Annotated in this window: 21 protein-coding genes and 7 tRNA genes; 19 read left to right on the top strand and 9 right to left on the bottom strand. The window is 66.4% G+C overall.

What is annotated here, in order from left to right; genetic code table 11:
* The first annotated feature begins 76 nt into the window (after positions 1–76).
* From WK25_RS09950 to WK25_RS09915, 8 genes are all read left to right on the top strand, one after another.
* Positions 77–152: transfer RNA gene (locus WK25_RS09950), tRNA-Ala, on the top strand.
* Between the two features lie 139 nt (positions 153–291).
* A tRNA-Glu gene (locus WK25_RS09945) sits at positions 292–367 on the top strand.
* Positions 368–447: 80 nt separating this feature from the next.
* A tRNA-Asp gene (locus tag WK25_RS09940) sits at positions 448–524 on the top strand.
* A 63-nt stretch (positions 525–587) separates the two neighbouring features.
* A tRNA-Glu gene (locus WK25_RS09935) sits at positions 588–663 on the top strand.
* Positions 664–740: 77 nt separating this feature from the next.
* Positions 741–817, top strand: a tRNA-Asp gene (locus WK25_RS09930).
* A 65-nt stretch (positions 818–882) separates the two neighbouring features.
* A tRNA-Glu gene (locus WK25_RS09925) sits at positions 883–958 on the top strand.
* A 73-nt stretch (positions 959–1,031) separates the two neighbouring features.
* Positions 1,032–1,108: transfer RNA gene (locus tag WK25_RS09920), tRNA-Asp, on the top strand.
* Positions 1,109–1,276: 168 nt separating this feature from the next.
* Positions 1,277–1,741 (top strand): GNAT family N-acetyltransferase, encoded by a 465-nt coding sequence (locus WK25_RS09915; RefSeq protein ID WP_040144514.1) that lies wholly within the window; start codon positions 1,277–1,279, stop codon positions 1,739–1,741.
* A gap of 39 nt (positions 1,742–1,780) precedes the next feature.
* Here WK25_RS09915 and WK25_RS09910 read toward each other — a convergent pair whose 3' ends face one another.
* Entirely contained in the window at positions 1,781–2,659 is an 879-nt protein-coding gene (locus WK25_RS09910) for an AraC family transcriptional regulator (RefSeq protein WP_040144985.1), read from the bottom strand.
* A 285-nt stretch (positions 2,660–2,944) separates the two neighbouring features.
* Here WK25_RS09910 and WK25_RS09905 point away from each other — a divergent pair, with 285 nt between their 5' ends.
* Positions 2,945–3,358 (top strand): gamma-glutamylcyclotransferase family protein, encoded by a 414-nt coding sequence (locus tag WK25_RS09905; RefSeq protein WP_040144513.1) that lies wholly within the window; start codon positions 2,945–2,947, stop codon positions 3,356–3,358.
* Positions 3,359–3,493: 135 nt separating this feature from the next.
* On the opposite strand, the gene aceB is transcribed toward WK25_RS09905, so the two are convergent.
* Positions 3,494–5,086 (bottom strand): malate synthase A, encoded by a 1,593-nt coding sequence (gene aceB / locus WK25_RS09900; RefSeq protein ID WP_040144984.1) that lies wholly within the window; start codon positions 5,084–5,086, stop codon positions 3,494–3,496.
* A 67-nt stretch (positions 5,087–5,153) separates the two neighbouring features.
* Positions 5,154–5,915, bottom strand: coding sequence for a haloacid dehalogenase type II (locus WK25_RS09895; RefSeq protein WP_040144512.1), 762 nt, complete (start codon positions 5,913–5,915; stop codon positions 5,154–5,156).
* Positions 5,916–6,070: 155 nt separating this feature from the next.
* Here WK25_RS09895 and WK25_RS09890 point away from each other — a divergent pair, with 155 nt between their 5' ends.
* Both WK25_RS09890 and WK25_RS09885 read left to right on the top strand, forming a co-directional pair.
* Complete coding sequence (locus WK25_RS09890; RefSeq protein WP_040144511.1) at positions 6,071–6,976, top strand: LysR family transcriptional regulator; 906 nt, start codon at positions 6,071–6,073, stop codon at positions 6,974–6,976.
* Between the two features lie 158 nt (positions 6,977–7,134).
* Positions 7,135–7,569, top strand: a complete 435-nt coding sequence (locus WK25_RS09885) for a universal stress protein (protein WP_040144983.1) — start codon at positions 7,135–7,137, stop codon at positions 7,567–7,569.
* 224 nt (positions 7,570–7,793) lie between these two features.
* Here the strand turns inward: WK25_RS09885 and aceA are convergent, their stop codons facing one another.
* The 3 genes from aceA to WK25_RS09870 form a co-directional block, all read right to left on the bottom strand.
* The gene (aceA, locus tag WK25_RS09880; protein ID WP_059547756.1) at positions 7,794–9,101 is read right to left on the bottom strand and encodes an isocitrate lyase; all 1,308 of its coding nucleotides are present in this window, start codon (positions 9,099–9,101) and stop codon (positions 7,794–7,796) included.
* A gap of 377 nt (positions 9,102–9,478) precedes the next feature.
* A complete protein-coding gene (locus tag WK25_RS09875; protein WP_040144509.1) occupies positions 9,479–11,020 on the bottom strand; it encodes a DEAD/DEAH box helicase in 1,542 nt (513 codons plus the stop codon).
* Positions 11,021–11,376: 356 nt separating this feature from the next.
* Entirely contained in the window at positions 11,377–11,646 is a 270-nt protein-coding gene (locus WK25_RS09870; protein ID WP_040144508.1) for an acyl-CoA-binding protein, read from the bottom strand.
* 147 nt (positions 11,647–11,793) lie between these two features.
* Here WK25_RS09870 and tsaB point away from each other — a divergent pair, with 147 nt between their 5' ends.
* From tsaB to WK25_RS09850, 4 genes are read left to right on the top strand one after another with little or no spacing between them, the layout of a single operon-like run.
* Entirely contained in the window at positions 11,794–12,561 is a 768-nt protein-coding gene (tsaB, locus tag WK25_RS09865; protein WP_040144507.1) for a tRNA (adenosine(37)-N6)-threonylcarbamoyltransferase complex dimerization subunit type 1 TsaB, read from the top strand.
* Entirely contained in the window at positions 12,558–13,058 is a 501-nt protein-coding gene (gene rimI, locus WK25_RS09860) for a ribosomal protein S18-alanine N-acetyltransferase (protein WP_040144506.1), read from the top strand. Before tsaB ends, rimI begins: the two co-directional genes overlap by 4 nt.
* Positions 13,045–14,055: a uracil-DNA glycosylase gene (locus tag WK25_RS09855; RefSeq protein ID WP_069241516.1), complete on the top strand. Its 1,011-nt coding sequence runs from the start codon at positions 13,045–13,047 to the stop codon at positions 14,053–14,055. The genes rimI and WK25_RS09855 overlap by 14 nt, the downstream gene beginning before the upstream one ends.
* Positions 14,052–15,011, top strand: coding sequence for a DUF1853 family protein (locus tag WK25_RS09850; RefSeq protein WP_040144504.1), 960 nt, complete (start codon positions 14,052–14,054; stop codon positions 15,009–15,011). The genes WK25_RS09855 and WK25_RS09850 overlap by 4 nt, the downstream gene beginning before the upstream one ends.
* 25 nt (positions 15,012–15,036) lie before the next feature.
* On the opposite strand, the gene thiD is transcribed toward WK25_RS09850, so the two are convergent.
* Both thiD and lplT read right to left on the bottom strand, forming a co-directional pair.
* Positions 15,037–15,846 carry a bifunctional hydroxymethylpyrimidine kinase/phosphomethylpyrimidine kinase gene (gene thiD, locus WK25_RS09845; RefSeq protein ID WP_069241971.1) on the bottom strand — a complete coding sequence of 270 codons (810 nt, stop codon included), beginning with the start codon at positions 15,844–15,846 and terminating at the stop codon, positions 15,037–15,039.
* Positions 15,847–15,913: 67 nt separating this feature from the next.
* The gene (lplT, locus tag WK25_RS09840; RefSeq protein ID WP_040144503.1) at positions 15,914–17,221 is read right to left on the bottom strand and encodes a lysophospholipid transporter LplT; all 1,308 of its coding nucleotides are present in this window, start codon (positions 17,219–17,221) and stop codon (positions 15,914–15,916) included.
* A gap of 218 nt (positions 17,222–17,439) precedes the next feature.
* On the opposite strand from lplT, the gene alr reads away from it, so the two are divergent.
* The 3 genes from alr (at position 17,440) to WK25_RS09825 (ending at position 20,322) form a co-directional block, all read left to right on the top strand.
* Complete coding sequence (alr, locus tag WK25_RS09835) at positions 17,440–18,510, top strand: alanine racemase (RefSeq protein ID WP_069241515.1); 1,071 nt, start codon at positions 17,440–17,442, stop codon at positions 18,508–18,510.
* 19 nt (positions 18,511–18,529) lie between these two features.
* Positions 18,530–19,906, top strand: a complete 1,377-nt coding sequence (radA, locus tag WK25_RS09830; RefSeq protein WP_040144501.1) for a DNA repair protein RadA — start codon at positions 18,530–18,532, stop codon at positions 19,904–19,906.
* A gap of 149 nt (positions 19,907–20,055) precedes the next feature.
* Entirely contained in the window at positions 20,056–20,322 is a 267-nt protein-coding gene (locus WK25_RS09825) for a DUF2866 domain-containing protein (protein WP_040144500.1), read from the top strand.
* 180 nt (positions 20,323–20,502) lie between these two features.
* On the opposite strand, the gene WK25_RS09820 is transcribed toward WK25_RS09825, so the two are convergent.
* Complete coding sequence (locus WK25_RS09820) at positions 20,503–22,431, bottom strand: ATP-binding cassette domain-containing protein (protein WP_040144499.1); 1,929 nt, start codon at positions 22,429–22,431, stop codon at positions 20,503–20,505.
* Between the two features lie 136 nt (positions 22,432–22,567).
* Between WK25_RS09820 and WK25_RS09815 the strand changes: the two genes are divergently transcribed.
* Positions 22,568–23,047: a glutathione peroxidase gene (locus WK25_RS09815; protein WP_040144498.1), complete on the top strand. Its 480-nt coding sequence runs from the start codon at positions 22,568–22,570 to the stop codon at positions 23,045–23,047.
* Positions 23,048–23,112 lie beyond the last annotated feature (65 nt).

Below are 23,112 nucleotides of genomic sequence, written 5' to 3'. Positions count from 1 at the left end.
AAAATTTCGCTCGAATCGCAAAAAGGGTATTTACAAGTTCAAATTCGGTCCATATAATCTCATTTCTGTTCTGCAAGGGGGTATAGCTCAGCTGGGAGAGCGCTTGCATGGCATGCAAGAGGTCAGCGGTTCGATCCCGCTTACCTCCACCATCAGAACAAAATGATTGATTTGTGAAGCAGTGCTAGTGGTAATAAATGCTTCACAAAATGATTTAAAGCAGTTAAAATTTCGGCCTTCGCTGTTGACGATGAGTGAATAGCGAAAGTCAGACAGGTCTGAAAAGATCATGTCCCCTTCGTCTAGAGGCCTAGGACATCACCCTTTCACGGTGAGTACAGGGGTTCGAATCCCCTAGGGGACGCCAGATTCAGCGGCGTTTCATGGAAGTGTCGCGAGGCTTGCAGGAACGTAACCGACGTCCTGCAGGTAACGGTGCAGAAAGTTGGAGCGGTAGTTCAGTCGGTTAGAATACCGGCCTGTCACGCCGGGGGTCGCGGGTTCGAGTCCCGTCCGCTCCGCCAGAACGAAGCCCGTTCAAGACGTTTTTGAGCGGGCTTTTGTATTAAAGATGTAAGCAGTACGTTGTCCCCTTCGTCTAGAGGCCTAGGACATCACCCTTTCACGGTGAGTACAGGGGTTCGAATCCCCTAGGGGACGCCAGATTCAGCGGCGTTTCGTAGAAGTGTCGCAACGCTTGCAGATCGTGAACGTGGTCTGCAGGTGGGGTAAGAAAAGCTGGAGCGGTAGTTCAGTTGGTTAGAATACCGGCCTGTCACGCCGGGGGTCGCGGGTTCGAGCCCCGTCCGCTCCGCCAGAACGAAGCCCGTTCAAATGAACGTTTTGAACGGGCTTTTGCGTTAAAGATGTAAGCAGTACGTTGTCCCCTTCGTCTAGAGGCCTAGGACATCACCCTTTCACGGTGAGTACAGGGGTTCGAATCCCCTAGGGGACGCCAGATTTCGGCGTCGTTCGAACAAACGATGCGCCGGCAGGAAGTAACCGACGCCTGCCAGGCAAGAAGCAAGACTGGAGCGGTAGTTCAGTCGGTTAGAATACCGGCCTGTCACGCCGGGGGTCGCGGGTTCGAGTCCCGTCCGCTCCGCCAAAAATGAAGAAGCCCGCCTCGTGCGGGCTTTTTCATTTGTATCGTCGGAGGCGCACGCCGTCGGCTTCTCAACTGCGTCGCTGGCCCGTACGCCGCTACGAGAAATTCGTGATTGCATCCGCTCGCGACTGCGCTATCGTGGCGGGATGCGTTCTCGACCCTTGCGCGATGCTCGATCCGACCGACCTGCGACTCCTGTATCAGCTCCGGCCCGCGGAGCCCGGCGATTTTCCGTTTGCCGAGGCGCTGACCCACGGCAACATGGGCGGCTATTACAAGCGACACGGGCTTGTCTGGCGCAGCGACCTCTTCTATGCGAGCTGGCGCGAATCCGAGAACTTCATCCTGGAAGCGGACGGCGAGCGCATCGGCGTGCTGCGCGTGACAGAAGAGGGCGATTCGCTGCACATCCGCGACGTGCAGATCGCCGCCGGCCATCGCGGGCAGGGCGCCGGCACGTACATGCTCGACATGTCGCACCGCTGGGCGCGTGCCCGCGGGCTGCACGAACTGCAATTGCGCGTATTCGTCGACAATCCGGCCGCGAAGCTTTACGAGCGGATGGGCTATCGTGTCACGGGGCCGAGGCTCGCGCAGCTCGGATCGATTCGTCACATGGTGCGTCCGGTCTGAGCGCCGGGCGGGACAACGCCGCGTCCGCCGCCGCGGTGGTCAGCGGGTGACGCCGGTCGCGTCGTCGCCGGCCGTTTCGTCGCCCGCGGCGCGGCTTCCCGCGCTGCGGGGTTCGTAGCCGCGCAGCATGAACGCGCGCGGGCTTTCGCCGAATGCGCGCCGGAACATCGCCGAAAACGCGCTCTGGCTCTGGTAGCCCAACTCGCGGGCGATATGCGACAGCGGACGACCCTGGTTCAACAGCGGGATCGCACGCGCGAGCAGCGCCTGCTGCCGCCATTGCGAGAAACTCACGCCCAGTTCCTGCCTGAACAGCCTCGATATCGTCCGCGTGCTCGCACCGACTTCGCTCGCCCAGTGTTCGAGCGATTCCGCGTGCGCCGGCTGCGCGAGCACCGACTCGCACAGCATGCGCAGCCGTTTCTCGTCAGGCATCGGTACCGCAAGCGGCAGCGGCTCGGCGTGACTCAGTTCGTCGAGCACAAGCCCGCATAGCAGCCGCTCGCGCGCATCACTCAGTTCACGCGCGTCGAGCGCGATGATCAGCTCGCGCAGCAACCCCGTCACCTCCACCACGCGGCACGCATCGAGTCCGTCCGGCACGATCGATTCGTCGATGTACAGCGTGCGCAAATACGCGTCCTCGACGATCACCACCTCGTGCGTCACGTGCGGCGGCACCCAGATCGCGCGGGACGGCGGCACCATCCACGTCGTTCCGGTCGTGGCGACGCGCAGCACGCCGCGCGACGCATACGCGAGTTGCGCCCACGCGTGCGTGTGCAGCGGAATCCGGCGCCCGGCATCGACCTGCCGCGCCCGCACACGCATCGGATGGACGCGGGTCGGCGCGAACTCGGGCGGGATGTCGATGACGTCGTAAGGGTTCGATGCGTCGGCTTGGTCAGGCGGATTCATGGGCGATTCGGTCGGCGCGGGCGGCGATGCCGTCATTTTAGAAGGCGCCGCGCACGCGCATGCGGCGGTTTTTCGGCCGATAATGCACCGTTCAAATGAACTTTATATGGGGCCGCGCGTATGCCGGCTCGTGCGAGCCGTATTCAGACTGCGCGGCTTGTGCGGACGCAATGAACCATCGGGCCGCGATTTCGATCCGCCAAGGTGGGCGCGGTGTCGCGCGAGCGGTGCTCCGGCCGCGACGGCCCTGGCTTGGCATCGGCTGAATCGAAGAGGAGAACCAAGATGCGTTACGTATTCGTCTACGGCACGTTGAGGGCAGGAGAAGCGAACGACATCGCCCGTGCGGCCGCACGGCACGGAATCGCCGCGCCGACGTTGCTGGGTGCGGCAGCGCTGCCCGGCGAACTATACGATTTCGGTACGTACCCGGGGATGATCGCCGGGTCGGACAGCCAGTCGCTCGTATGGGGCGACGTCTACGAAATCGACGAGCAACTGGTGCCCGTGCTCGACGAGATCGAGCGCATCTATCCTGGCGTCGACACGTTGTTCCGGCAAGAGCCGGTTACCGTCGAACTCGGCGGGCGCTCGTATGCGTGCGTTTATTATCCGGTCGCCGCGCATGCGGCGGCCGACCGTCCACGGATCGAATCGGGCGATTGGGTGCAGCATCGGCGCGAGCGGGAAGCCGCCTGAGCGATTCGGCGGCCGTCCACGCCGACGAAGAAAAAGCGCCCGCCGGGCGCTTTTTTTCATGTCGCCGGGACCGGGCCGCGCGACCTGCGGCGAGCAAGGCTGCGACGGCCCGTTCGGGGAAGACTGCCCTCGCGCTCAGATTTCCTCGTACAGCGGCAGCGTCAGGAATTCGGTAAAGCCTTCCGACGTCGACATCTGCTCGAAAATCGCCGCGGCACGCTCGTACGGCTGCGTGTTGCCGCCGACCGAGCGCTTCACGTTGTCGAGCTCCGCCTTCGCGAATTCGCGCACGAGTTCGGCGGTGACCTTGCGGCCGTCGTCGAGCACGCCCTTCGGCGAGCGGATCCACTGCCACACCTGCGAGCGGGAGATCTCGGCGGTCGCTGCGTCTTCCATCAGATTGTGGATCGGCACGCAACCGTTGCCGTCGAGCCATGCGCCGAGGTAGTGAATGCCGACGTTGATGTTGTTGCGCAGGCCCGCTTCGGTGATCGGTGCTTCAGGCTGGAAGTCGAGCAGGTTAGCGGCTTCGATCTGCACGTCGTCGCGCTGCTTCGAGATCTGGTTTGGCTTGTCGCCGAGCACCTTGACGAATTCCTCCATCGCGATCGGCACGAGGCCCGGGTGCGCGACCCAGCCGCCGTCGTAGCCGTCGGTCGCGTCGCGCTGCTTGTCCGAGCGCACGCCGCCCATCGCTTTCTCGTTCGCTTCCGGATCGTTCTTGATCGGAATCAGCGCGCTCATCCCGCCGATCGCCGGCGCGTTGCGTTTGTGGCAGGTCTTCAGCAGCAGCAGCGCATACGCACGCATGAACGGCACCGTCATCGTGATCTTCGAACGGTCGGCCAGGCAGAAGTCGCGGTCGTTCTTGAATTTCTTGATTGCCGAGAAGATGTAGTCCCAGCGGCCGGCGTTCAGGCCCGAGCTGTGTTCGCGCAGTTCGTACAGAATTTCGTCCATCTCGAACGCGGCGAGGATCGTCTCGATCAGAACCGTCGCGCGAATCGTGCCGCGCGGCACGCCGACCGCCTCCTGCGCCGCGACGAAGATGTCGTTCCACAGACGCGCCTCGAGGTGGCTTTCCATCTTCGGCAGGTAGAAGTACGGGCCCGAGCCGCGTGCGATCAATTCCTTCGCATTGTGGAACAGAAACAGCGCGAAATCGAAGATGCCGCCGGACACGCGCTGGCCGTCGACCGTCACGTGCTTCTCGTCGAGGTGCCAGCCGCGCGGACGCACGATCAGCGTCGCGACCTTGTCGTTCAGCTTGTACGACTTGCCGTTCTGTTCGAGCGAGATCGTGCGGCGCACTGCGTCCTTCAGGTTGATCTGGCCGTCGATCTGGTTCGTCCAGTTCGGCGCGTTCGAATCCTCGAAGTCCGTCATGTACGAATCGGCGCCCGAGTTCAGCGCGTTGATGATCATCTTGCGCTCGACGGGACCGGTAATCTCGACGCGGCGGCACTGCAGGTCGGCGGGCAGCGGTGCGACCTTCCAGTCGCCTTCGCGGATCGCTTTCGTTTCGGCGAGGAAGTCCGGACGTTCGCCGGCGTCGAGGCGGCGGGTGCGTTCGACGCGCGCCTGCAGCAGCGCCTGGCGGCGCGGTTCGAACGCGCGGTGCAGCGCCGCGACGAGCGCAAGCGCGTCGGGCGTCAGGATCGCTTCATAACCCGGCTTGATTTCGCCGGTGATCGCCATGCCTTGCGGCAGCGTGATCGGGGTGCTCATGAGTCTCATCTCCTTGGTCGGTCAGTTGCGGTTTCGGTGAAGGGGTAAGGCGGCAGCGCCGCGGTCGTCATGCGCCCGGGCCGGGGCGCGTGCGGTTTGCGGGTTTGCCGGACGGAGCCGGGGTGGCGAGGAATGCGAGCAGATCGGCCATGCCGCTGCCGGTGCCGTCGGGCGGCACGCCGAGTTCTTCGGCGGGCGCACCCGTGCGGTTGAGCCAGAACGTCGTGTAGCCGAACCACGCGGCCCCAGCGACGTCCCACGCGTTCGACGACACGAACACGATCCTGCGCGGGTTCGGGCCGAAGGCGGCGGTGCCGAGCGCGTACGCGACCGGGCTCGGCTTGTACGCGCGCACCGCGTCGGCCGACAGCACGCGGTCGAACAGGCCGATCATGCCGGCGCTCTTGATCGCGATGTCGAGCATGTCCGGATTGCCGTTCGACAGGATCGCGAGCGGCGGCCGCGGGTCGAGCGCGCGCAGCGTGCGCAGCGCGGGCACCGTGTCGGGATAGGTGGACAGGCACGCATATTCGTCCATCAGCCGCTTCTCGGCTGCGCTGTTCAGCGTAAGCCCGAGCCGGCGCGCGGCGAAGCGCAGCGCATCGAGCGTGATGTCGCGAAACGGGCGATAACGGGCGCCGGACGGATCGGCGAGCGTGCGCAACTGCGAGTATTCGATTTGCTTGCGTCGCCACAGCTGCGACAACCGCTCCCCGTGACCGGGAAACATCTGCTCCGCCGCGGCCACGACCGCATGCACGTCGAACAACGTGCCGAATGCGTCGAAGAGGATTGCGTCGGGAGAGGAGAGTGTCGTTGTGGCCGACATAGCCTTGCGCTCCAGTTTCAGAGGTCAAGTCGATTCTATTAGTGATCACAGGTGCTAAAAAAGACGCTAATCATCACTTGATCTTTTACTTTCATATACCTAATCTTGAGCGGCTTTAGTCAATATGCGGGGCGGGCACGCCGTCCTGTCGATTCATGGACCGGTTCAAACAGATCGAAACGTTCGCCGCGGTCGCGGCGAAGGGCAGCCTGTCGGCGGCCGCGCATGCGGAAGGCGTCGCGCCGGCGATCATCGGCCGCCGCCTCGATGCGCTGGAGGAGCGGCTCGGCGTCAAGCTGCTGGTGCGTACCACGCGCAAGCTCACGTTGACGTTCGAAGGCTCGGCGTTCCTCGAGGATTGCCAGAGGATCATCAACGACATGCAGAACGCGGAGGCGAGCGTGTCGGCCGGCGGCGTGAAGGCGAGCGGTCACCTGCGCATTTCCGCGCCGGCCGGCTTCGGGCGGCGCCACGTCGCGCCGCTCGTCCCCGAATTCAGCGGTGCGCATCCGGACGTGTCGGTGACGCTCGATCTGTCGGACCGGATGGTCGACCTCGTCAACGAAGGGTTCGATTGCGCGGTGCGGCTCGGCGAGCTGCCCGATTCGTCGCTGGTGTCGCTGAAACTCGGCGAGAACCGGCGCGTGTGCGTCGGCTCGCCCGCGTATCTCGCGCGGCGCGGCACGCCGGTCACGCTCGCGGAGCTCGCGCGCCACAACTGCCTCGCGCTCGCCGCGAACGCGAACCAGCAGCGCGGCTGGTCGTTCCAGGAGGACGGCAAGGTCGTGTCGATCCGCGTGAACGGCACGATGGAGTGTTCGGACGGCGCGGTGCTCCACGAGTGGTGTCTCGCCGGTTATGGCCTGGCGTGGCGATCCTGGTGGGAGGTCGGCGAGGACATCGCGGCCGGCCGCCTCGTCAGCGTGCTCGACGCATTCGCCGCGCCGCCGATCGGCATCCACGCGGTGTTTCCGCAGCGCCGCCACTTGCCGCTGCGCGTGCGGCTGTTTCTCGATTACCTGAAACACACGTACGAGCGGCCCGGATACTGGGGCGAGTAAGCGGCGCTCGCCCGCGTGTTTCCGATATGAGGACGAACCCGCTGCCGGCGCCGGCCGGCGTGTTTCGCGCACTACAATCGAAACAGGCATGCGCGACGCGCCGGGGCCGGCCCGATGGGTTCGCGGCGCGCGCGGTGCGACTGACGAAGGAGGGCGCGATGTTCAGGCACATCCTCGTTCCAACCGACGGTTCCGAACTGTCGCAGAAGGCGATCGACGGCGCGATCGATCTCGCGCGCGCGGTCGGCGCGCGGGTCACAGCCTATGCGTGCCTGCCGCAGTATCCGTATTCGCCGTTTTCCGAAGTGATCATCGAGCCGCCCGCCGATTTCCGCGCGCGCAGCGAACGCGAGGCGCGTGCGCACCTCGACGACGTACAGGCGGCCGCGACGGCCGCCGGCGTCGTCTGCGACAGCTGGACGAGCGTGCATCCGTCGCCGTACCTCGGCATCATCGAGGCGGCCGAGCGCGGTGGCTGCGACGTGATCTTCATGGCGTCCCACGGACGCCGCGGGCTCGGCAGCCTGCTGATCGGCAGCGAAACGCAGCGCGTGCTGACCCATACGAAAATTCCGGTGATCGTCTATCGGTAGTCGTGGCGGCGTCCGGTGCCGCCCGGGCGGCGGCACGGCTGTGCCGCTGAAAAAAGGGCGCGCCGGACGAAGCCGGCGCGCATCGTTGCAGGCGGCCGCAGCCGCGCGCGGCCGGTCGCGCGCCGTTCGCCGCGCGCCTGCCGTCTCCTCCCTGATTGTTGTCCGGTGCTGCCGATGCCGCGCGCCCCGGTGACGCGCGCGCAGCGGCGTCGCGCTTGCACGCGTTACGCGACCTTCTTGCCGTCGAAGAACTGCTCGTCTTCGGTCGAACCGTGCAGCGCGGTCGTCGACGCTTCGCGCTCGACCGTCTGCGTCACCGCGTCGAAGTAGCCGGTGCCGACTTCGCGCTGGTGCTTGACGGCCGTGAAGCCCTTGTCGGCCGCCGCAAACTCGGCCTGCTGCAGTTCGACGAACGCGCTCATCTGCGTGCGGGCATAACCGTGCGCGAGGTTGAACATCGAGTAGTTCAGCGCATGGAAGCCGGCCAGCGTGATGAACTGGAATTTGTAGCCCATCGCGCCGAGTTCCTTCTGGAACTTCGCGATGGTCGCGTCGTCGAGGTTCTTCTTCCAGTTGAACGACGGCGAGCAGTTGTACGACAGCATCTTGTCGGGGAACTGCTTGTGGATCGCCTCGGCGAACTTCTTCGCATACTCGAGATCCGGCTTGCCCGTTTCGCACCAGACGAGGTCGGCGTACGGCGCATACGCGAGCCCGCGCGAGATCGCCTGCTCGATGCCGGGCTTCGTGCGGAAGAAGCCCTCGACCGTGCGCTCGCCGGTCAGGAACGGCTTGTCGTTGTCGTCGATGTCGGACGTGATCAAGTCCGCCGCTTCCGCGTCGGTGCGCGCGACCAGCACGGTCGGCGTACCCATCACGTCGGCGGCCAGACGTGCGGCCGTCAGCTTCGCGACCGCTTCGCGCGTCGGCACGAGCACCTTGCCGCCCATGTGGCCGCACTTCTTCACCGACGCGAGCTGGTCCTCGAAGTGAACGCCCGATGCGCCGGCCTCGATCATCGCCTTCATCAGTTCGAACGCGTTCAGCACGCCGCCGAAGCCGGCTTCCGCGTCGGCGACGATCGGCGCGAAGAAGTCGACGTAGCCTTCATCGCCCGGATTCTTGCCTTCCGACCACTGGATCTGGTCGGCCCGGGTCAGCGTGTTGTTGATGCGCTTGACGACGAGCGGCACCGAGTTGGCCGGGTACAGCGACTGGTCGGGGTACATTTCGCCCGCGACGTTCGCGTCGCCGGCCACTTGCCAGCCGGACAGGTAAATTGCCTTCAGCCCGGCCTTCACTTGCTGCATCGCCTGGTTGCCGGTCAGTGCGCCGAGCGCGTTGACGAACGGCTCCTCGTTGATGAGCGCCCACAGCTTTTCCGCGCCGCGCTTCGCGAGCGTGTGTTCGACGGCGATCGAGCCGCGCAGGCGGACCACGTCCTCAGCCGTGTAGTTGCGCTTGATGCCCTTCCAGCGCGGATCCGTTTCCCATTGCTTTTGCAGTTCCTGTGCCTGTTGCTGTCGCGACATGATGAGCTCCTTGATGCGGTGTGTTGCCTGTGAGTCGAATCGGACGGTGATGATGCCGTTCTCGAAGCGGGTGCAATGCGTTTCCGTTTCGTGAAGTCTTGTATAAGAGTCTAGGCAAACCGCAGGGAGCGAAACAGGGGGGTGGTTCAGGGATATCGAGATTTTTTATTGATTTAAAATCAATTACTTATGTAGTGTGTTTCACAATAAGAAACGCACTTTCCCATCCCGCAATACGCACCCTTGTGCCACGCAGCATGGTTTTTTACGACGCAAAAAAATTTTTTGCATCGTGAAATTTGGCGAGAGGCGAAAAAAACCGGCGCGGAGGCGCCGGTTTGCCGGATGGGCTGGGCGGCCGAGCCGCCCGCGCGTACTTACGACGCCGAATTGCTGCGGCGCGGGCCGCTGCTGCGCTGGCCATCGCGACGCGGGCCGCCGTCGCGGCTGCCGCCCGGCTTGCCGCTCCAGCCACCGCCATTGCCGCTGCCGTAGCTGCGGCCGCTGTTGCCGCCGTAGCCACCGCCCGGCTTGCCGCCGAAACGACGACCGCCGTTACCGCCGCCCGGACGGCCGCGGCCGCCTGCGCGCTCGTTGCGCGGCGGCGCCTTGCGCGGCTCGAAGCCTTCGATCACGTTGACCGGCAGCGGCGAACGCACGAAGCGCTCGATGCGCTTGAGCGCACCTTGTTCGGCGTGGTGCACGAGGCTCACCGCGGTGCCCGAACGGCCGGCACGGCCGGTACGGCCGATACGGTGCACGTAGTCTTCCGCGAACTTCGGCAGGTCGTAATTGAACACGTGCGTGATGCCGGGGATGTCGATGCCGCGGGCTGCGACGTCGGTCGCGACCAGCACGCGCACGCGGCGCTCGCGCAGCGCACGGATCGTGCGGTTGCGTGCGCCCTGCGGCAGGTCGCCGTGCAGCGCGGCCGACTGGAAGCCGGCGTCGGCGAGGCGGCCGGCGAGCTGGTCCGCATCGATCTTGGTCGCCGTGAAGATGATCGCCTGGTCGAGCGCGTTGTCGCGCAGCAGGTGATCGAGCAGGCGGTCCTTGTGGTCGCGGTCGTCGACATAGTGCACCGTCTGCGCGATGTTCGCGCGCGATTCGATCTTGGCGGTGATCTCGATGCGTTCCGGATCCTTCAGCAGGCGGCTCGTCAGCGAACCGATCTTGCCGTCGAGCGTAGCCGAGAACAGCATCGTCTGGCGCGACTCGGGCGTTGCCGCGACGATCGTCTCGATGTCGTCGATGAAGCCCATGTCGAGCATGCGGTCGGCTTCGTCGAGCACGAGCATCTTCAATTCGGACAGGTCGATGCGGCCGCGCTCGAGGTGGTCGAGCAGACGGCCCGGCGTGGCGACCAGGATTTCGGGGTTCTTCGCGAGCAGCATCAGCTGCTGGCCGTATGCGACGCCGCCGAGAATGCTGACCGTGCGCAGGCGCTTCAGATGCTTGCCGTACGTCGACGCGGCCGTGGTGACCTGCATCGCGAGTTCGCGGGTCGGCGTCAGCACGAGCAGGCCCGGACGCGCGACGGGTTGCGGGCGGCGCGCGCGACGATCGCCCTGGTTCGGTTCACGCGGCGCGCGCGGCTGCTGCGCCTGCGCCTTTTGCAGCTGCGCGAAACGCTCGATCGCGGGCAGCATGAATGCGGCGGTCTTGCCCGAACCGGTCGGGCTCGATACCAGCAGGTCGCGGCCGGCGATGCCGGCCGGAATCGCGCGCTGCTGAACCGGCGTCGGCTTGGCGTAGCCGGCGGCCTCCAGCGCGGAGACGATCTCCGGCGACAGCCCGAGCGACGCGAAAGTCGGTTCGTCCGACGCCGGTTCGACCGCGGCCGGTGCGGCGGCGTCGTCGAGACCGAGCGCCTGGTCGGCGATCGCGTTGAGCGGGCTGGTGTTGATGCTCGAAGTCATAACAATCCTTGAAACACAGTGGGTGAAACGTCGGCGCCAATCGCGCATACCCAAGTCGTCGGATTCAGCGAGCAAATCGGGAAACGGGTGCAATCCGCCGAACCTTCGGCGGATGAGGCATTAGAAGCTGTTTTGGGTGCGGCGCGCTTCTGGAGCGGGGCCGCCAGCCTAGTTGACGACCGCGAGGGTCGAAGCAGGAGGGGACAGGTTCTAAACCGGATTGGAGCTTAACGCTACGAGGCGTCGGGCCGGAACGGCTTGCGAGCCGAGCGCGGAGATGACGCAGCCAGTATTATAGAGAAATTTGCTGCGCTGCGCCACCGATTTGATTACATCTTACGGCGAGCGGCGGGCGATCAGGACGCCGTGCCGTTCTTCAACGATTCGACGAGCTCGATGTACTGCTGTTTGGCTGCATCCGGCGGCGTCCCCTTCAGCGCTTCCCACGCGTCGTACTTGTACTTGCCGACGATGTCGGTGAAGCCCGGCTTGTCGCCGTGCGCGTCGCCGTCGGTCGCCTGCTTGAAGAGCGCGTACAGGCGCAGCAGGGTCAGGTTGCCCGGTCGCTCGGTCAGTTGCTTGACGTCGACCTGAGCCTGGTCGAAGCGGGCGGCGAGTTCGCTCATCGTGTGTCTCCGTGACGGTTTCAGATCGGCCGATCTTAACAAGGGGCGCGCCGTGCGGGGTCGAGCGATCCTTCCAAACCGCCGGCCGGCCGGCGCGTGCGTCGCGATCGGGGCCGATCGCCCGTCAGAGCGGGGCGCCGCATTACAATGTCGGCCATGACGCAAACAGTGCTCCTCGCCATCGATACGTCGACCGAATACTGCTCGGTCGCATTGCTGCGCTCGGCTTCGGCCGGTGACGCCGTTTCCACCCCGCAAACCTGGGTACGCCACGAACTGACGGGCGCCGTGTCGAGCACGCGCGTGCTGCCGGCGATCCAGGAACTGTTCGCCGAATCCGGCCTGACGTTCGCCGACTGCGACGCGATCGCATTCGGGGCCGGCCCCGGCTCGTTCACCGGGCTGCGCACCGCGACCGGCATCACGCAAGGTCTCGCGTTCGGACGCGGGCTGCCCGTCGTGCCGATCGGCACGCTGCTCGCGTGCGCCGAGCATGCGCGGCTGCGCGCGCCCGGCACGACGCGCGTGCTGGCGGCGCTCGACGCGCGGATGGACGAAGCGTACTGGGCCGACTTCGGATGGGACGACGACGCGGGCGACTGGCGCACGCTCCATCCCGCATCCCTCGATGCGCCGGGCGCCGTCGGCGTGCCCGACGTGCCGTTTACGCTTGCGGGCAACGCGGCGGCCGCGTTCGGCGCACAACTGCCGGCCGCAGCCGCCGCGGCCGTGATCGACGGCGACGCGCTGCCCCATGCGCTGGCGGTCGCGCATGCGGCGCTGCGTGCGTTCCGCGCCGGCCGTACGGTGCAGGCCGATCAGGCCGCGCCCGAGTACGTGCGCGACAAGGTCGCGCAGACGACCGCGGAGCGGGTCGCGGCACGCGCCGCGCAGACGGGCGGAGCGACAGGATGACGGGCGTACTGTTGAGCGATCGTTATCTGTCGCCGATGACCGATGCCGATCTCGATGAAGTGGTCGCGATCGAGCAGGTCGCGTACGAGTTTCCGTGGAGTCGCGGAAACTTCGAGGATTCGCTGCGCAACGGCTATTTCGGCGTATGCCTGCGGCACGTGACGGGCGCGCTCGTCGGCTATTGCGTGCTGATGCCGGTGATCGACGAGATGCACTTGCTGAACCTGTGCGTTGCGCCGGCCGCCCAGCAGTCCGGCGCGGGGCTCGCGCTGCTGCGCGAAGCCGTGCGCATCTCGCGCGCGGAAGGGCTCGACGGCGTGCTGCTCGAGGTGCGGCCGTCCAATCCGCGGGCGATTCATTTATACGAGCGCTTCGGCTTCGTGACGATCGGCCGGCGCAAGAATTACTATCCGGCGCGGCATCGCAGCCGTGAAGACGCGCTGGTGATGCGTCTGACGCTGAACAAGGACGAAGGGGATGCGCATGGCGTGGGCTGAAGCAGCGCTCGAGGAACTGGGGCTCGCGCAGATCTGGGTGCGGCGCGGACAGCACGCGCCGCGCGAGGAAGCTGCGCACGTGTCGGCTGCGGAAACGGGCGCGACCGACGAATTGCCGGCCGTCGCGGCGGCGCCGGAGCCGGCGCGCCCGCACGGCACGCAGTTGTCTGCACGCACGTTGTTACGTGACGATACCCCGCCGGTTGGCGCGGCCGCACCCGCTGCGGCGCCGGCCGGCGAAGCGGTCTGGGCGACTGCACGCAGCGCGATGGACGGCGATCGCGGGTCTGCCGCTACCGCGGACGATATCCCGCCGCCTGCCGAAGACGATTTCGCGTGGTTCGACGCAGCGCCGCCCGGCGATCCGCTTCCGCCTACGGAATCGCGCGCCAGCGCGACGCCGGTCGCGATGCTCGACTGGGACGCGCTCGCCGAGCGAGTGGCCGGCTGCACGAGCTGCCGCCTGTGCGAAAAGCGCACCAACACCGTGTTCGGCGTCGGCGATCGCGAAGCGGACTGGATGCTGATCGGCGAAGCGCCGGGCGAGAACGAGGACAAGCAGGGCGAGCCGTTCGTCGGCCAGGCCGGGAAGCTGCTCGACAACATGCTGCAGTCGCTCGCGCTCAAGCGTGGCAACAACGTCTACATCGCGAACGTGATCAAGTGCCGCCCGCCGGGCAACCGCAACCCGGAGCCGGACGAGGTCGCGCGCTGCGAGCCGTATCTGCAGCGCCAGGTCGCGCTCGTGAAGCCGAAGCTGATCGTCGCGCTCGGCCGCTTCGCCGCGCAGACGCTGCTGAAGACCGATTCGAGCATCGCGTCGCTGCGCGGCCGCGTGCACACGTACGAAGGCGTGCCGGTGATCGTCACCTACCACCCGGCGTACCTGCTGCGCAGCCTTCAGGACAAGTCGAAAGCGTGGGCAGACCTGTGCCTCGCGCGCGACACGTTCGAGCGGGCCGGCGGCGCCGATCCGAACGGGCCGGCCGGGCCATGACGCACGGCGCGGCGCTCGCGTTCGTCGATACGCTGCGCGACGCCGCGGTGCGCGATCTGGGCTGGCTCCTCGCGAGCCCGAGCCTGCTGACCGCGGCGCCTGGCGCGCCGCTCGCGCGTCCGTGGGCGGACGCGGTCGAACGCGTGGCCGCAGAAGCGTGGCTCGTCGCGCTCGATGCCGCGCCCGAGCCGCTGCACCGCGCGCTCGACGCAGTGAGGCCGGTGCGGCTCGGCCGTTACGCCGAATGCCTGCTCGAATATTTCCTGATACACGGGCCGTCGCTGCGGCTCGTCGCCGCGAACCTGCCGCTGCGCAGCAACGGCAAGACGCTCGGCGAAGTCGATTTCCTCGTCGATGCGCCGGGCGGCCAGCGCCTGCACTGGGAACTGGCGGTGAAGTGCTATTTATGCGCGCCGGTGCCGGGCGACGCTTCGCTCGCCGACTTCGTCGGCCCGAATCTCGTCGACCGGCTCGACCGCAAGCGCAGCCGCCTGCTCGACCATCAGTTGCGGCTCAGCGATCGCCACGGGTTCGCGCTGCTCGGCTACGGCGCGCCGTCCGATGCGCAGATGTTCATACGCGGCTGGCTGTTCTATCCGCATGGCGTGCCGCTGCCGCCGGTGTCCGCGGAAATCGCCGCCGACCATTCGCACGGCTTCTGGCTCACGCATGCGCAATGGCCGCGCTGGGCGTCCGCACAGCCCGGCGGCGCCGCGTGGAGCGTGCTGCCGCGGCTCGCCTGGCTCGCGCCGCGGCGCGCGGGCGCCGACGCCGCGCTGGAACCTCTCGCGCATTCGCTGACGCTGCCGTCGATATTGAATGCTCGGCAGGCGCCCGCGCTGATTGGCGTGTATCGCCGGTACGACGACGGCGTATGGCGGGAGACCGCGCGCGGCTTCATCGTGCCGGACGACTGGCCGGCCCGTGCGCAGGCGTTCGCCGCGCAGGACCGTTGAGCGTGCAGCGCGCGTCAGACGCGCGCTACCACCAGCGATGAAAGTGATGGACCGGGCCGACGCCGCGGCCGACGTCGAGTTCGCCGCTTGCGGCGATCGCGCCGGTGAGGTACGCCTTCGCTTCGCGTACCGCGCTGTCGAGATCGGGCTGCTGTGGCAGCAGTGCGGCGATCGCCGACGACAGCGTGCAGCCGGTGCCGTGCGTATTGCCGACCGGCACGCGCGTGCCGTCCAGTCGCACCGCGTGCGCCGCATCCACGAGCCAGTCGGGGCTCGCGGCCGTGTCCGGCAGATGGCCGCCTTTCATCAGCACGGCGCGCGCACCCGTGTTCAGCAGCGCGCGGCCTTGCCGGACCATGTCGTCTTCGGTGGTTGCGTGCGCATCGCCGAGCAACGCGGCCGCTTCCGGCAGGTTTGGCGTGACGACGGTCGCGAGCGGCATCAGCGCGTCGCGCAACGCGTCGACTGCATCGGGCGCGAGCAGCGCATGTGCGCTCTTCGAGATCATCACGGTATCGAGCACGACGAAGCGCGGCGCATAACGGCGCAGCGCGTCGGCCACCGCGTGTACGATCGCCGCGTTCGCGAGCATGCCGATCTTGACTGCGTCGATGCGGATGTCGTCGAACACCGCGTCGAGCTGCGCGGTCACGAACGCGGCGTCCGGCGCGTGCACGCCGGTCACGCCGCGCGTATTCTGCGCGGTCAGTGCGGTGATTGCGCTCGCACCGTACGCGCCGAGCGCGGAGAAGGTTTTCAGGTCGGCTTGGATGCCTGCGCCGCCACCGGAATCGGAGCCGGCGATCGTCAGGATGTTGGGGATCGAATGCGTCATGATGGCAGCGCGCCGGCGCACAGACCGGCGCCGGCGGGCGGAAGCGAAATGAAACGCAAGTGTAGCGTCAGTGGCGCGACTCGCCGATCAGCGCAACCGAGTCGAACTGCCGCTGGTTCGCCTGGTGGCGGCGCATCACGAGCCACATCGTCAGGCACACGAACGTGCCGAACAGCACGATTACGACGCCGACCGGCACGTCGAGCCAGACGAGCACCGCATACAGGCACAGCATCACGAGCACCGACAGGTTCTCGTTGAAGTTCTGAACCGCGATCGAGTGGCCGGCCGACAGCAGCACGTGGCCGCGATGCTGCAACAGCGCATTCATCGGAACCACGAAGTAGCCGGACAGCGCGCCGACGCAGATCAGGAAGATGTACGCGACGATCAGGTAGACGGGCAGGCGCAGGTGGCCGAAGTGCACGGCCCAGTGTGCCGGGAACAGGTCGCGCGTGTAGAACGCCATCAGCATTACCGCGATGCCCATGATGATCCCGACCGGCAGCACGGTGAGCGATTTCTTCAGCGGAATCCGCGCGGCGGCGGCGATCGCGCCGCCCGCGACGCCGACCGCGACCACCGCCTGCAGGATCGCGCCCTCCGACAGCGACATGTTCAGCGAGACTTCGGCCCACTTCAGCACGATGAACTGCAGCGTCGCGCCGGCCCCCCAGAACAGCGTCGTGACCGCGAGCGAGATCTGGCCGAGCTTGTCGCGCCAGAGCACCATGAAACAGTCGGCGAAATCGGTGAGCAGCCTGACCGGGCCGCGCTCCTGCTTCGGATAGCGCGCGCCGGTATCGGGGATTCGCAGGTTGAAGATCGCGGCGATCACGTAGATCGCCATGATGATCGCCATCGCGGCTTCGGCCGGCGTGCCGATCCACGCGGGCGTGTGCGCGATCACGTGCGACGCGATGTGCGGGCTGATCAGCGCGCCGCCGAGCACGGTGCCGAGGATGATCGAGCTGACGGTCGTGCCCTCGATCCAGCCGTTCGCGGCGACGAGCCGGTCGGCCGGCAGCAGCTCGGTCAGAATCCCGTATTTCGCTGGCGAGTAGGCGGCGGCGCCGAACCCGACGATCCCGTATGCGATCAGCGGATGCGCGCCGAACAGCATGATCAGGCAGCCGACGACCTTGATTGTGTTGGTGATGAACATCACACGGCCCTTCGGACGCGAATCCGCGAACGCACCGACGTATGCCGCGAGCACCACATAGGACAACACGAAGAACAGCTTCAACAGCGGTGTCATCCAGTTCGGGGCGTGGAGGTCTTTCAGCAGGGCGATGGCGGCGATGAGAAGCGCATTGTCGGCCAACGACGAGAAAAACTGCGCGGCCATGATGGTGTAAAAACCTTTTTTCATCTGATGCGATGCTTTCGTCGCTGCGGCAGGGCCGCGTAGGCCGCCTGGTATGCGATCGGCTTATTCCGTTCGAAATGGGTTGTGCGCACGGCTTTATAACACGAAAATACGGCAGTTCGGACTAGCAAGATTCCCCGATCGTTCCGCAAATTGTCGGCTTCGGTGCTCAAAAGGCGCGGTAAGCTGATGATTCGCAAGCGTCTTTACGTAAATTTCCCATGCCGCGCCCGATCTCCGCCACCATCCATACCGCCGCTCTCGCGAACAATCTCTCCGTCGTCCGCCGCCTTGCCGGCCCGTCCAAGGTCTGGGCGGTCGTCAAGGCCAATGCGTACGGCCACGGTCTCGCGCGCGTGTTTCCGGGCTTGCGAGGTACCGACGGCTTCGGCCTGCTCGACCTCGACGAGGCGGTGAAGCTGCGCGAGCTCGGTTGGGCCGGCCCGATCCTGCTGCTCGAAGGGTTCTTCCGCTCGACCGACATCGACGTGATCGACCGTTACAGCCTGACGACGACCGTCCACAACGACGAGCAGATGCGGATGCTGGAGACGGCGCGGCTGTCGAAGCCCGTCAACGTGCAGCTGAAGATGAACAGCGGGATGAACCGGCTGGGTTATACGCCGGAAAAATATCGCGCGGCGTGGGAGCGCGCCCGTGCGTGCCCGGGCATCGGGCAGATCACGTTGATGACCCATTTTTCGGATGCCGATAACGAGCGCGGCGTCGCCGAGCAGCTTGCGACGTTCGAGCGCGGTGCGGAAAACATTGCCGGTGCGCGCAGCCTCGCGAATTCGGCCGCCGTGCTGTGGCATCCGGATACGCACTTCGACTGGGTGCGGCCGGGGATCGTACTCTACGGCGCATCGCCGTCGGGTGTGTCGGCCGATATCGCGGATACGGGCCTGAAGCCGGCGATGACGCTCGCGTCGGAGCTGATTGCCGTGCAGACCATCGCGAAGGGGCAGGCGATCGGCTACGGCTCGACGTTTCTCGCGCAAACGCAGATGCGCATCGGCGTCGTCGCGTGCGGTTACGCGGACGGCTATCCGCGCGTCGCGCCGGAGGGCACGCCGGTGATCGTCGACGGCATCCGCACGCGGATCGTCGGCCGCGTGTCGATGGACATGATCACTGTCGATCTGACCCCGTGCCCGCAGGCCGGCATTGGCGCGCGCGTCGAGCTGTGGGGCAACGCGCTGCCGATCGACGACGTCGCGCGGCATTGCGGGACCATCGGTTATGAACTGATGTGCGCGGTCGCCGCCCGCGTACCGGTGCGCGCGGAATAACGGAATAAGGGCAGCACGCGTGGCCAAACAGAAAACCGTGTACGTCTGCAGCGAGTGCGGCGGACAAACTCCGAAGTGGCAGGGCCAGTGCCCGTCATGCCAGGCGTGGAACACGCTCGTCGAATCGGTCGCCGAGTCGCCGGCCGCCCATCGATTCCAGTCGCTCGCGAAACGCGCGCCGGTGCAGCGCCTCGTCGACATCGAGGCGGCCGACGTGCCGCGCTTCTCGACCGGCATCGGCGAATTCGATCGCGTGCTGGGTGGCGGGCTGGTGCCGGGCGGCGTCGTGCTGATTGGCGGCGATCCGGGCATCGGCAAGTCGACGCTGCTGCTGCAGTCGCTGGCCGACATCGCGAGCGAGCGGCGTGCGCTCTATATCAGCGGCGAGGAATCGGCCGCGCAGATCGCGTTGCGCGCGCAACGGCTGGCACTGCTCGACGGCGGCGCGCCGGCGGCAGAGCTGAAGCTGCTCGCTGAAATCCAGCTCGAGAAGATCCAGGCCGCGATCGACGCCGAACGGCCGGACGTCGCCGTGATCGACTCGATCCAGACCGTCTATTCCGATGCGCTGACGTCGGCGCCGGGCTCGGTCGCGCAGGTGCGCGAGTGCGCGGCGCAGCTCACGCGCATCGCGAAGCAGTCGGGCACCGCGATCATCATGGTCGGGCACGTGACGAAGGAGGGCAACCTCGCCGGGCCCCGCGTGCTCGAGCACATCGTCGACACGGTGCTGTACTTCGAGGGCGATACGCATTCGTCGTTCCGGCTCGTGCGCGCATTCAAGAACCGTTTTGGCGCCGTCAACGAACTCGGCGTGTTCGCGATGACCGAGCGCGGGTTGCGCGGCGTGGCAAACCCGTCTGCGCTGTTCCTGTCGCAGCACGAGCAGGTAGTGCCGGGTTCGTGCGTGCTTGTCACGCAGGAGGGTACGCGTCCGCTGCTCGTCGAAATCCAGGCGCTCGTCGATACGGCCCACGTGCCGAATCCGCGCCGGCTCGCGGTCGGGCTCGAGCAGAACCGGCTCGCGATGCTCCTCGCGGTCCTGCACCGGCACGCGGGCATCGCCTGTTTCGACCAGGACGTGTTCCTGAACGCGGTCGGCGGCGTGAAGATCACCGAGCCGGCCGCCGACCTCGCGGTGCTGCTCGCGATTCATTCGTCGATGCGCAACAAGGCGCTGCCGAAAGGGCTGATCGTATTCGGCGAAGTCGGGCTGGCGGGCGAGATCCGGCCGTCGCCGCGTGGCCAGGAGCGGCTGCGCGAGGCGGCGAAGCTCGGTTTCACCGCCGCGCTGATCCCGAAGGCGAACGCGCCGAAGCAGCCGATCGACGGGCTGAACGTAATGGCCGTCGAGCGGCTCGAGCAGGCAATCGACCGCGTGCGCGATCTCGAATGACCGCAGGCGGGCGGCTGCACCGCGCTCCTGCCGGGGGTGTTCTATCGCGTAATTGGCTGTAAAGAATATGTAGGCTGCTGTAACCCGCCGGACATCGCTTTTCCCTATCCTTTGCCGGATTGTCGAACCGCGCAATGCGAAGGGAACCTATGTTGAAACAGTATGGGGAAACGCCGGGCGGACGCCTTTACAACCTGCGCGGCTGCCGCGTATCCGAACCGATCGTCCAGCCGTGGGGCGGTGGATGCCGGATCGTCGAGTGGATCGACGACGACGGGCGTCTCGCGCGCCGCGTCGTGTCCGAGGACGTGACTGAAGCCGAGGTCGTAGCGGTAATCCGCCGGCCGACCGAAGGGCGGCGTCACCTGATGGGTGACGACGAGCAGATGCCGCGCGATACGTTGCCGCGGCGCTAAGCGCATCGCGGGCCGCTGTATCGGCGAAGCAACGACGACAAGGCCGGGCCAGGGCGCCCGGTCTTGTCGTTTCCGGGTTTGGCGCCGTGTCGGGCGCGAGCGGCCCCGCTTGCCGCCGCCGACGCACCGGCGAGCGCGCCTACGCCAATCGCGCGCCGGCCGACCGTGCCCGGGCCAGGATCAGCCGATCTGCTCGAGTTCTTCCTGCACCGCGAGCCAGTCGGCCTCGACCGTTTCGAGCCGCGTATTGACCTCGCCCAGCTTGCGGATCGCTTCGGTCAGTTCCGTCTTGCGCGCGGCGTCGTAGCTCGCCGGATCGGCGACGAACGCGTCGAGTCGCGCCTTCTCCGCGTGCAGCGTTTCCATTTCCTTCTCGAGCTTCGTAATCCGGTTCTGCAGCGGCTTCTTCAGTTGCGACAAGCGCTGGCGCTCCTCGGCCGCCTGACGCTTCTGGTCCTTGCGGTTCACCGCCGGGTCGGCGCCCGCGGACACGCTGTCGGCCTTCGCGGCCGCGCGCTGCTCGGCCGCATGCTGCAGCAGCCAGTCGCGGTAGTCGTCGAGGTCGCCGTCGAACGGCTGGAGACGATGCTTCGCGACGAGCATGAACTGGTCGGTGGTCGCACGCAGCAGGTGACGATCGTGCGACACGAGGATCAGCGTGCCTTCGAATTGCGCGAGCGCCATCGTCAGCGCGTGGCGCGTTTCGAGGTCGAGGTGGTTGGTCGGTTCGTCGAGCAGCAGCAGGTTCGGCTTCTGCCAGATGATCAGCGCGAGCGCGAGCCGTGCTTTCTCGCCGCCGGAGAACGGGCCGACCGGGCTCGTCGCCATGTCGCCCGAGAAATTGAAGCCGCCGAGGAAGTCGCGCAACTCTTGTTCTCGCGTGTCGGGTGCGAGCCGCGCAAGATGCGCGAGCGGCGAATCGTCTTCGCGCAGTGTTTCGAGCTGGTGCTGCGCGAAATAGCCGATCGTCAGGCCCTTGCCGTCGCGCACATGCCCCGACAGCGGCGCGAGCGTGCCGGCCAGCGTCTTGATCAGCGTCGACTTGCCCTGGCCGTTCGCACCGAGCAGGCCGATGCGCTGGCCGTTCTGGATCGACAGCGTGACGCGCTCGACGATCGGGATCTCGGTGCCGTCGTCGGCATGGTAGCCGCAGCGCACGTCTTCCATCACCATCATCGGGTTCGGCGCGGCGTCGGGCGTGCGGAACTCGAACGTGAACGGCGACGCGATGTGCGCAGGCGCGATCAGTTCCATCTTCTCGAGCGCCTTCATCCGGCTCTGTGCCTGCTTGGCCTTGGTCGCCTTGGCCTTGAAGCGGTCGACGAAGCTCTGCAAGTGCTCGATCGTCTTCTGCTGTTTTTCGTACGCGCTTTGCTGGAGCGCCAATTGCTGCGCACGCAACACCTCGAATTGCGAGTAGTTGCCGCCGTAGCGCTTCACCTGGCGGTTTTCCAGATGCAGCGTGACGTTGCAGATCGAATCGAGGAATTCGCGGTCGTGCGAGATCACGACGAGCGTGCCGGGATAGCGGTGCAGCCAGTCTTCCAGCCAGACGATCGCGTCGAGGTCGAGGTGGTTGGTCGGCTCGTCGAGCAACAGCAGGTCGGAGCGGCACATCAGCGCTTGCGCGAGGTTCAGCCGCATGCGCCAGCCGCCGGAGAAACTCGCGACCGATTCGCGCGTCTGCGCGAGCGTGAAGCCGAGGCCGAGCAGCAGCGCTTCCGCGCGCGCCGGTGCGGTATAGCCGTCTGCATCGGCGAACGCCGCATGCGCGTCGGCTTCGGCGGCGCCGTCATGCGCGGCAGAAGCGGCGGCGATGCGCGCCTCGATCTCGCGCAGGGCAGTGTCGCCGTCGAGCGTGTAGTCGAGCGCCGAGCGGTCGACGGCGGGCGTTTCCTGCGACACGTGGGCGATCCGCCACGACGGCGGCATCGAGAAATCGCCGCCGTCGGAATGCAGCTCGCCCCGCAGCACCGAAAACAGCGTCGATTTGCCGGCGCCGTTCGCGCCGATCAGGCCGGCCTTCTCGCCGGGATTGAGCACGAACGAGGCCGACTCGAACAGCGGCTTGGTGCCGCGCGCAAGGCTGAACTGATTGAAACGGATCACGGCGGGGATGACTGGCCAAAACCGCTATTCTAGACCGCGCGCGGGTCGCGCCGGATATCGGCCGTTCGGCCGATCCCGCGACGGCGCGATTTCGCCTAGACTCCACGTCGATCCGGTTTCGTAAAAGGAGTGCCCGATGTCCACCCTGTATTCGTTCACGGCCGACACGCTCGCCGGCCAGCCGGCGTCGCTCGATGCGTATCGCGGCAAGGTGCTGCTGATCGTCAACACCGCGAGCGAGTGCGGCTTCACGCCGCAATATGCGGGCCTGCAGAAGCTGTACGACCAGTACGCTGCGCGCGGCTTCTTCGTGCTCGGCTTCCCGTGCAACCAGTTCGGCAAGCAGGAGCCGGGCGATGCCGCGCAAATCGGCGCGTTCTGCCAGCGCAACTACGGCGTCACGTTCCCGATGTTCGCGAAGATCGACGTGAAGGGCGAGCACGCGCATCCGCTGTACCGCTACCTGACCGACGAGGCGCCCGGCATCCTCGGCCTGAAGGCGATCAAGTGGAACTTCACGAAATTCCTGGTCGACCGCGAAGGGCGCATCGTCAAGCGCTATGCGCCGTCGACGAAGCCCGACGAAATCGCCGCGGACATCGAGAAGCTGCTTTGAGCGTTTGAAACGGCGCGCGCGGTGACAGAGCCGGGCGGGGCAGGCGTGCCGCGCTCGCCTCGTAC

This window comes from Burkholderia latens, assembly GCF_001718795.1.
In the GTDB taxonomy this organism is placed as follows: Bacteria; Pseudomonadota; Gammaproteobacteria; order Burkholderiales; family Burkholderiaceae; genus Burkholderia; species Burkholderia latens_A.
Note: the sequence above shows the minus strand (reverse complement) of the source record. Positions and strands in the feature narration are given on the sequence as shown.